This window comes from Micromonospora sp. ALFpr18c (genome assembly GCF_008868155.1).
Lineage (GTDB): Bacteria > Actinomycetota > Actinomycetes > Mycobacteriales > Micromonosporaceae > Micromonospora.
On the sequence record NZ_WBKR01000260.1, the window covers coordinates 1 to 7,060 of the forward strand.

Below are 7,060 nucleotides of genomic sequence, written 5' to 3' on the forward strand. Positions count from 1 at the left end.
CGCCGAGCCCGGCACTCCCGCCCCGCCCCGGCACCCGGCCCCGCCGCACACCACCAGCAGGAGGCGAAGTGAGCCAGGAAGTCCGGGGAGTCATCTCCCGCAGCAAGGGCGCGCCGGTCGAGGTCACCACCATCGTTGTGCCCGACCCCGGCCCCGGTGAGGCCATCGTCCGGATCCAGTCCTGCGGCGTGTGCCACACCGACCTGCACTACCGCGAGGGCGGCATCAACGACGACTACCCGTTCCTGCTCGGCCACGAGGCCGCGGGCATCGTCGAGCAGGTGGGCGAGGGCGTCACCGACGTCGCACCGGGTGACTTCGTGGTGCTCAACTGGCGTGCCGTCTGCGGGGTGTGCCGTGCCTGCCGACGCGGTCGCCCCTGGTACTGCTTCAACACCCACAACGCCACCCAACGGATGACCCTCACCGACGGCACGGAACTCGCCCCCGCGCTGGGCATCGGCGCGTTCGCCGAGAAGACCCTGGTGCACGCCGGGCAGTGCACGAAGGTGGACCCGGCCGCGCGGCCCGCCGCGGTGGGTCTGCTCGGCTGCGGGATCATGGCCGGGCTGGGCGCCGCCATGAACACCGGCAACGTCACCCGCGGCGACTCGGTCGCGGTGATCGGCTGCGGCGGCGTCGGTGACGCGGCGGTCGCCGGCGCGGCCCTCGCGGGCGCCACGACGATCGTCGCGGTGGACACCGACAGTCGCAAGCTGGACTGGGCCCGCACCTTCGGTGCCACGCACACCGTCAACGCCTCCGAGACCGACCCGGTCGAGGCGATCCGCGCCGCCACCGGCGGTTTCGGCGCCGACGTGGTGATCGACGCGGTGGGTCGACCGGAGACGTGGAAGCAGGCGTTCTACGCCCGGGACCTGGCCGGCACGGTGGTGCTGGTCGGCGTACCGACCCCGCAGATGCAGATCGAGGTGCCGCTGCTGGACGTGTTCGGGCGCGGTGGTGCCCTCAAGTCCAGCTGGTACGGCGACTGCCTGCCCAGCCGGGACTTCCCGATGCTCACCGAGCTGTACCTGCAGGGTCGCCTCGACCTGGACGCGTTCGTCACCGAGGAGATCACGCTCGACCAGGTCGAGAACGCGTTCGACCGGATGCACGGCGGCGACGTGCTGCGCTCGGTGGTGGTGTTCTGATGACCGCCCGGGTCGACCACGCGGTCACCGCCGGCACGTTCTCCCTCGACGGTGAGACCTTCGAGGTGGACAACAACGTGTGGGTGATCGGCGACGACAGCGAATGCGTCGTGCTGGACGCGCCGCACGACGTGGCGGCGATCCTCGCCCTGGTGGGCGAGCGCCGGGTCCGGGCGATCCTGGCCACCCACGCGCACGACGACCACGTCCGGGTGGCGCCCGAGCTGGCCGAGGCCACCGGCGCGCCGGTGCTGCTGCACGCGGCCGACCGGGTGATGTGGGACATGGTCCATCCGTACCTGCCGCCGCACGGCGAGCTGCACGACGGGCAGGAGATCGAGGTGGCCGGCACGACGCTGCGCGTGCTGCACACCCCCGGGCACAGCCCCGGCGCGTGCAGTTTCCACGCCCCGGACCTGGGCGTGGTGTTCACCGGCGACACCCTGTTCAACGGTGGACCCGGCGCGACCGGGCGCTCGCACAGCGACTTCGACACCATCGTCCGGTCGATCCGCACCCGCCTGCTGACCCTGCCGGCGGAGACGGTCGTGCACACCGGTCACGGTGCCGACACCACGATCGGTGCGGAGGCACCGCACCTGCAGGAGTGGCTGGCCCGCGGCCACTGAGCTGCGCTGGCTGGCTGTCCGTGCTGGCCTGCTGTGCGAGCTGGCTGGTGTCCGTGCTGGCCGGCTGGGCCGGCTTCCGTGCCGGCGGCGGGGGTGGTGCGCGGTCGGCGGGCTCAGCGCTCGTCGGCCGCGCCCAGCACCGGCTTGACGTCCAGGATCGGGGTGCCGTCCAGCGCCTCCAGGTCGGCCACCCGGACGCGCGTCCCGTCCAGCGCCCGCACCCGCACCCGGTGCAGCCCGATCGGGTTGGGCCGGTGCGGGGAGCGGGTGCTGAACACGCCGGTCTCCGGGCGGCTCTCGTCGCCGCGTGGACGCACCGCCAGCACATCGCGTCGCGCCCGGTCCAGCCAGGTCAGCACCAGCAGGTCGGCGCCGACTTGGACGTCGCGCAGGGCGCGCTCGACCTGCGGATCGAAGACCAGCCACGCCTCCGGCGCGCCCTCGTCGCCCTGCCGCGGCGCGCTCGCCGCCTCGGTCAGCGGCGAGGAGACCCACCCGACCGGTCGCAGGAGGTATTCGTCGACCATCCTCGCTCCCTTCCGGAGGGTGCCAGCCTACGGCGATTATGATCGCGCGCATGCCCGCCGAGCACCCCGTACCCGTTGTTCGCCAGTTGCGCCTCGTTGTGGAGGCGGCCGACTACGACGCCGCCGTCGCGTTCTTCCGGGACGCGCTCGGCCTGCCGCAGGAGGCGGCGTACAGCGGCGAGGGAGACGCCCGGGTGATGATTCTGGACGCCGGTCGGGCCACCCTGGAGATCGCCAACCCGGCGCAGAAGCGCATGATCGACGAGGTCGAGGTGGGTCGACAGGTCGCGCCGCGCCTGCGGGTGGCGTTCGAGGTGGACGACGCCGAGGCGACCACCGCCCGGCTGGTCGCCGCCGGGGCCAGCGAGATCGCACCGCCGACGCGTACGCCCTGGAACTCGCTCAACTCCCGCCTCGACGCTCCGGCCGACCTGCAGATCACCGTCTTTGAGGAACTGGGCGTGCCGGACGAGCGCGCCGACACCGATGCCGTGGACGTCGACCATGACGGCGACGTCTGAGCGGGGCGGGCTCGACGCCGCGGCGCTCACCTCGGCGCAGACGGCTGCCCTCGCGCACGTACGGTCATTGGCCGTGATCGAGCGTCCCGCCGCGCTCGCCGGCGTCGCCCGGGAACTCGCCACCGTCGACGTCGGCCACCGGCCGGAGCAGCTGGTCGCCGCCGCCGTCCAGCGTGGACGACTGACCGTCAACTTCCACCCCGACCGGTTGTGCGCCGACGGGCGTAGCGTCGCGTCGGCTCTGGCCGAGGACGGGGTGTACCGCAGCCAGTTCGTCACCGGCATCTCCAACGGCAAGCTCATGGCGTACCCCGGTGGTGACCGGGACCGCTGGGAGCAGCTGATGTTCGGCGGCGCGTACCAGCGGCCCGGGGTGACGCCGGCGGAACGGCCCACGTACGGCGGTCTGAACCTGCTCGACCACCTGGACGGCGCCTGCCCGCGCTTCGGCTCCTGCCACCTGCGGCTGCGTCCGCAGGTGCTGACCCGCGCGACGTTCTGCCTCGGTGACAGCCACCTCGGCCCGAGCGTGGTGGGCACCGCCGACGCCTTCGAGGCGGTGCTCGCCGGGCTGCTGGCCGGCGTCGCCGCCACCGGTGACTGTCTGGGACGTACCGGGACGGACGTCGCCTTCCTGGCGCGAACGGTGCTGAACGCGCCGACCACGCCGCCCGCCGTCGGTCGGGCGCTGGACGACTACGTGGAGGCCCAGATCCACGGCACCCTCGACCTCGCCCAGGACGTCGAGGAACTGGTGGTCGACCCGTCCTTCGCCGGCACCCCGACGGGCGCGACGCTGGAGCTGATCGCCAGGCGCTACGGCTTCCCCCTGCGGTGGCACCCCGGCTTCACGCTGGCGGTCGACCAGGTCGACGCGGAGTTCCGAGGCCCCGAGATCCCGGTGCTGGCGGCGCGCCTGCACCGGGAGTTCGCCCGACCGGGCGACCCGGTGGACGCGGCGCTGATCGGCCGGGGCGCGGTGTCGGTGGTCACCGAGCCGCAGCGCTGGGTGGATCGCGGCCCGGTCGCGGACACCCTTCAGCACCTCAAGCAACTCTGGCACGTCCTCGTCCGGTTCGGCGGCCCACGCACCCGCTGACCCGCGCTGCGGCGATCGTCCGGTTCCGTGGCGCGGCCGGGACCGCGACGTGCCACCGCAGGCACATTTCCGGAATGCCCGACACGTGAACCTGGTTGTGTCCCCCGTACCGCCGGAGCCCAAACCCTTTTCCGCGGTCATCTCCCGAGGAGTGTTCACCCCGGAGCGCTCCGCACGATCGAAAGGGCAACCATCGTGAAGGTCGACTTCACTCGATGGCTCCCCGCCATCGCTAAGGACTCGTACCGCAAGACCGCGCTGAGCATGGTGGGTGTGGCTGCCCTCGGCGGCCTGGCGCTCGCGCCCACCGCGGCCGCCGCTCCGGTCACCTCCGGACCGCACGAGGGCGCCGTCGCCGCCATCGACCTCGCCACCGGCAACGCCACCGCCACCACCGGCGAGGCCACCACCACGGCGCGTCAGGACGACCAGCCCGTCGAGTCCGGCCTGACCACCGGCTCCGCCACCGGCAAGCCGCCGGCCGGCAAGCCGAGCCGTGACCAGCTGATCCCGCACGGCATCGAGGGCGCGCAGTCGCGCATCCCGCTCGACGACGCGCAGCTGGACAACGCTCGGGCGATCGTCGACGCCGCCAAGAAGACCGGCGTCGGTGATCGGGGCGCGGTGATCGGCGTCGCCACCTCGTTGCAGGAGTCGAAGCTGTACAACCTCGGCCACCTCGGCGCGTACAACGACCACGACTCGCAGGGCCTGTTCCAGCAGCGCCCGTCGTCCGGTTGGGGCACGCCCGAGCAGATCACCGACCCGGAGTACTCCGCCACGGCGTTCTTCTCCGCGCTGAAGAACGTGGGCGGCTGGCAGGACCTGCCGCTGACCGCCGCCGCGCAGACCGTGCAGGTCTCCGCCTTCCCCTACGCGTACGCGCAGTGGGAGGAGCAGGCGGCAGACATCGTCCAGCAGCTCTGGTGACACCCGCACACGAGGCCGGCCGGCTCCCTTCGACGGGAGCCGGCCGGTTCCTGTTTCTCGCCTACCTCAGCAGGCCGGGTAGAGGCGGCGGGTGCCGACCCCGGCCGCGTACGCGGCCCGGTCGCTGAACCGGCAGCCGTAGTCGGGCCGGGCCACCACCGCCGGATCGGTCACGGTGTCACCGGCCGGGCGCTGTCCCGTGCGTACCCAGGACACCAGGTCGTCCCACGCGGCGCCCGCCTCGGTCGGGGTGAATTCGCAGTGCTGCGTGGCCCGGATGGCCCGCTGCACCACCAGCCGGCCGCGACCGTGCCGGGCCACGTCGGTGGCGTACGCCTGCTCCATGCTGAACGGCACGAACAGGTCACCGAGCCCGTGCAGGCTGAGCACCGGCGCGCTGGGACGGCCGGCGATCCGCGGCACCTCGGTCAGCGTCGGCAGGAGACGCTGCACGACGTTCTCCGGGGCGACCCGCCGCACCGTGGCGTTGACGTCGACCGGGCTGTTCGGGGCGTAGCGGGTGAACAGATTCGTGGACAGCTGACCGGGCCGCTGGGCGGGGGAGTCACCACCACTGGTCACGCTGATCGAGAAGAGGAAGTCCTTCCACACCGCGAACGCGGCGTCCGCCCCGGGACGAGGCCCGCCCGAACGGTTTACCGTGATCGCCCGCAACTGCTTGCCCCGGTCGGTGGTGGTGTCCGGCCCGGTGGGCGTCAGCCCGGCCAGGCCGAGCGCCACCTGAATGCGGGGAACCGCGGTGCTCAGGTAGTCCGCCGGCGTCGGATACGCCGGCACCTCGGCGAGGGCCTGCGCGACCAGGTTGTAGTCGAGGTAGAAGTCGAGCAGCGTCTGGTCACCGAGCACCCCGCACATGGGCAGCGCCCCGTCGTAGTAACCGGGATACTGTTCCAGGGAACGACCGATGACGTACCCGCCCATCGACACACCGGCGATGAAGGTGCGGTGTGGCCGGCGGACCGCTCGTCCGAAGTGGTCGGCGAGGTCCTTCGTGCCCAGCACCCCGGAGCGGATGTCGAAGCCGTTGCGGTCGTACGACGACGACGCCCACGCGTACCCCTGCTCCAGGAGACGCTGGCGCAGCCCGAACCCGGGTTGCTCCGGCGTCAGCACCGTGCCCTGGCCCCGATAGCCGTGGGCCCACAACACCAGGTCACCGTTCCACCGGGTGGGGACCTCGATGATGTACCCGGCGTGGCGGTACACACCCTGGCGTACGGTCGTCGGCCTGCCGCCCACGACCAGCGGGGCCAGCGGCGGATTCTCGATGGTGTACCCGGGCAGCGGCTGACCGCCCCCGGGATCGCGGTCGGTGGCGGCGGCGGGCCCGGCACCGACCAGCCCGACGGCCAGGGTCAGTGTCGCGGTGGCCGCGACCAGGCGGCGGAGGGTACGAAAGGGTGTGGACAGCATCGATGCTCCCCATCGGACGGATGTCGCCGCGGGGGCGACCAGGCGGGACGGTTGCCTACCGGCCGGTAGCGCCCTGAACCTAGAACCGCCGTCGACCGGAGTCAATGGCTGCGCTGACCGACCGGTCAGGCAGGCCCCGAGTGTCAGGCCGGGCCGGGCGGTCGGGTTGACTGGTCGCCGTGGACGACTCGATCTGGGAGGCGGCCCGGGCCTCGCGACGTTGGCTGGACGCCGCGAACGGCACCGGGCAGACGGAACTGACCTGCCGCATTCTCAAACTGACCGAGGAGGCGGGGGAGGCGTCGGCCGCCTGGATCGGCCTGCTCGGCCAGAATCCACGTAAGGGCGTCACCCACACGCGCGAGGACGTGGCGGCGGAACTGGCCGACGTGGCGTTCACCGCGCTGGTGGCCATCGAGAGCCTGGGGCTCGACGCGCAAACGGTCCTGGGCGCCTGCGCCGCGAAGGTCCGCTCCCGCCTCGCGGAGTGACCTCCGTCCGCCACAATCCACAGCGGCGACGGGAAGTGTGGCCCGTCCCGTCGGAGAGGCCCCGGGGTCGGGTTTGGCGTCCGTTGGGCGGCTCGCGTGCGGCGAGACGTCGGCCCTGGCTGGTGATCGACTCGATTTCCTGGAAACCGGGGTGTCACCCCGTCCCGGATACCCCGTTTTCGCCGAAGCCGAGTGGATCACCCGGTGAGTGCCCGACGGGGGTCGTGGTCGGTCGCGTCGGGGTGGGTGGTTTGTCCGGTGGTGGGGTTTGTGGG

At 72.5% G+C, this 7,060-nt stretch carries 8 protein-coding genes; 6 read left to right on the plus strand and 2 right to left on the minus strand.

Features of this window, described 5'->3' with window-relative positions; genetic code table 11:
• The first annotated feature begins 68 nt into the window (after positions 1-68).
• Positions 69-1,154, plus strand: coding sequence for an S-(hydroxymethyl)mycothiol dehydrogenase (locus F8271_RS28700; RefSeq protein WP_151492966.1), 1,086 nt, complete (start codon positions 69-71; stop codon positions 1,152-1,154).
• The gene (locus F8271_RS28705) at positions 1,154-1,783 is read left to right on the plus strand and encodes an MBL fold metallo-hydrolase (RefSeq protein ID WP_151492967.1); all 630 of its coding nucleotides are present in this window, start codon (positions 1,154-1,156) and stop codon (positions 1,781-1,783) included. The genes F8271_RS28700 and F8271_RS28705 overlap by 1 nt, the downstream gene beginning before the upstream one ends.
• A gap of 113 nt (positions 1,784-1,896) precedes the next feature.
• On the opposite strand, the gene tsaA is transcribed toward F8271_RS28705, so the two are convergent.
• Positions 1,897-2,310 (minus strand): tRNA (N6-threonylcarbamoyladenosine(37)-N6)-methyltransferase TrmO, encoded by a 414-nt coding sequence (tsaA, locus tag F8271_RS28710; protein ID WP_151492968.1) that lies wholly within the window; start codon positions 2,308-2,310, stop codon positions 1,897-1,899.
• Between the two features lie 50 nt (positions 2,311-2,360).
• On the opposite strand from tsaA, the gene F8271_RS28715 reads away from it, so the two are divergent.
• The 3 genes from F8271_RS28715 (at position 2,361) to F8271_RS28725 (ending at position 4,860) form a co-directional block, all read left to right on the plus strand.
• On the plus strand, positions 2,361-2,831 hold the full coding sequence (locus F8271_RS28715; RefSeq protein WP_151492969.1) for a VOC family protein: 471 nt from the start codon (positions 2,361-2,363) through the stop codon (positions 2,829-2,831).
• A complete protein-coding gene (locus tag F8271_RS28720) occupies positions 2,815-3,930 on the plus strand; it encodes a DUF3626 domain-containing protein (protein ID WP_151492970.1) in 1,116 nt (371 codons plus the stop codon). The genes F8271_RS28715 and F8271_RS28720 overlap by 17 nt, the downstream gene beginning before the upstream one ends.
• A gap of 195 nt (positions 3,931-4,125) precedes the next feature.
• Positions 4,126-4,860: a hypothetical protein gene (locus tag F8271_RS28725; protein ID WP_151492971.1), complete on the plus strand. Its 735-nt coding sequence runs from the start codon at positions 4,126-4,128 to the stop codon at positions 4,858-4,860.
• Positions 4,861-4,926: 66 nt separating this feature from the next.
• Here the strand turns inward: F8271_RS28725 and F8271_RS28730 are convergent, their stop codons facing one another.
• Positions 4,927-6,294, minus strand: a complete 1,368-nt coding sequence (locus F8271_RS28730) for a S9 family peptidase (RefSeq protein ID WP_151492972.1) — start codon at positions 6,292-6,294, stop codon at positions 4,927-4,929.
• A 179-nt stretch (positions 6,295-6,473) separates the two neighbouring features.
• Here F8271_RS28730 and F8271_RS28735 point away from each other — a divergent pair, with 179 nt between their 5' ends.
• Positions 6,474-6,785: a MazG-like family protein gene (locus F8271_RS28735; protein ID WP_151492973.1), complete on the plus strand. Its 312-nt coding sequence runs from the start codon at positions 6,474-6,476 to the stop codon at positions 6,783-6,785.
• Positions 6,786-7,060 lie beyond the last annotated feature (275 nt).

Excerpts from the sequence above, each read along its gene's own strand:
- F8271_RS28705 (WP_151492967.1), top strand. The coding sequence starts at position 1,154 with ATGACCGCCCGGGTCGACCACGCGGTCACCGCCGGCACGTTCTCCCTC.
- tsaA (WP_151492968.1), bottom strand. The coding sequence starts at position 2,310 with ATGGTCGACGAATACCTCCTGCGACCGGTCGGGTGGGTCTCCTCGCCG.
- F8271_RS28730 (WP_151492972.1), bottom strand. The coding sequence starts at position 6,294 with ATGCTGTCCACACCCTTTCGTACCCTCCGCCGCCTGGTCGCGGCCACC.
- F8271_RS28715 (WP_151492969.1), top strand. The coding sequence starts at position 2,361 with ATGCCCGCCGAGCACCCCGTACCCGTTGTTCGCCAGTTGCGCCTCGTT.
- F8271_RS28720 (WP_151492970.1), top strand. The coding sequence starts at position 2,815 with ATGACGGCGACGTCTGAGCGGGGCGGGCTCGACGCCGCGGCGCTCACC.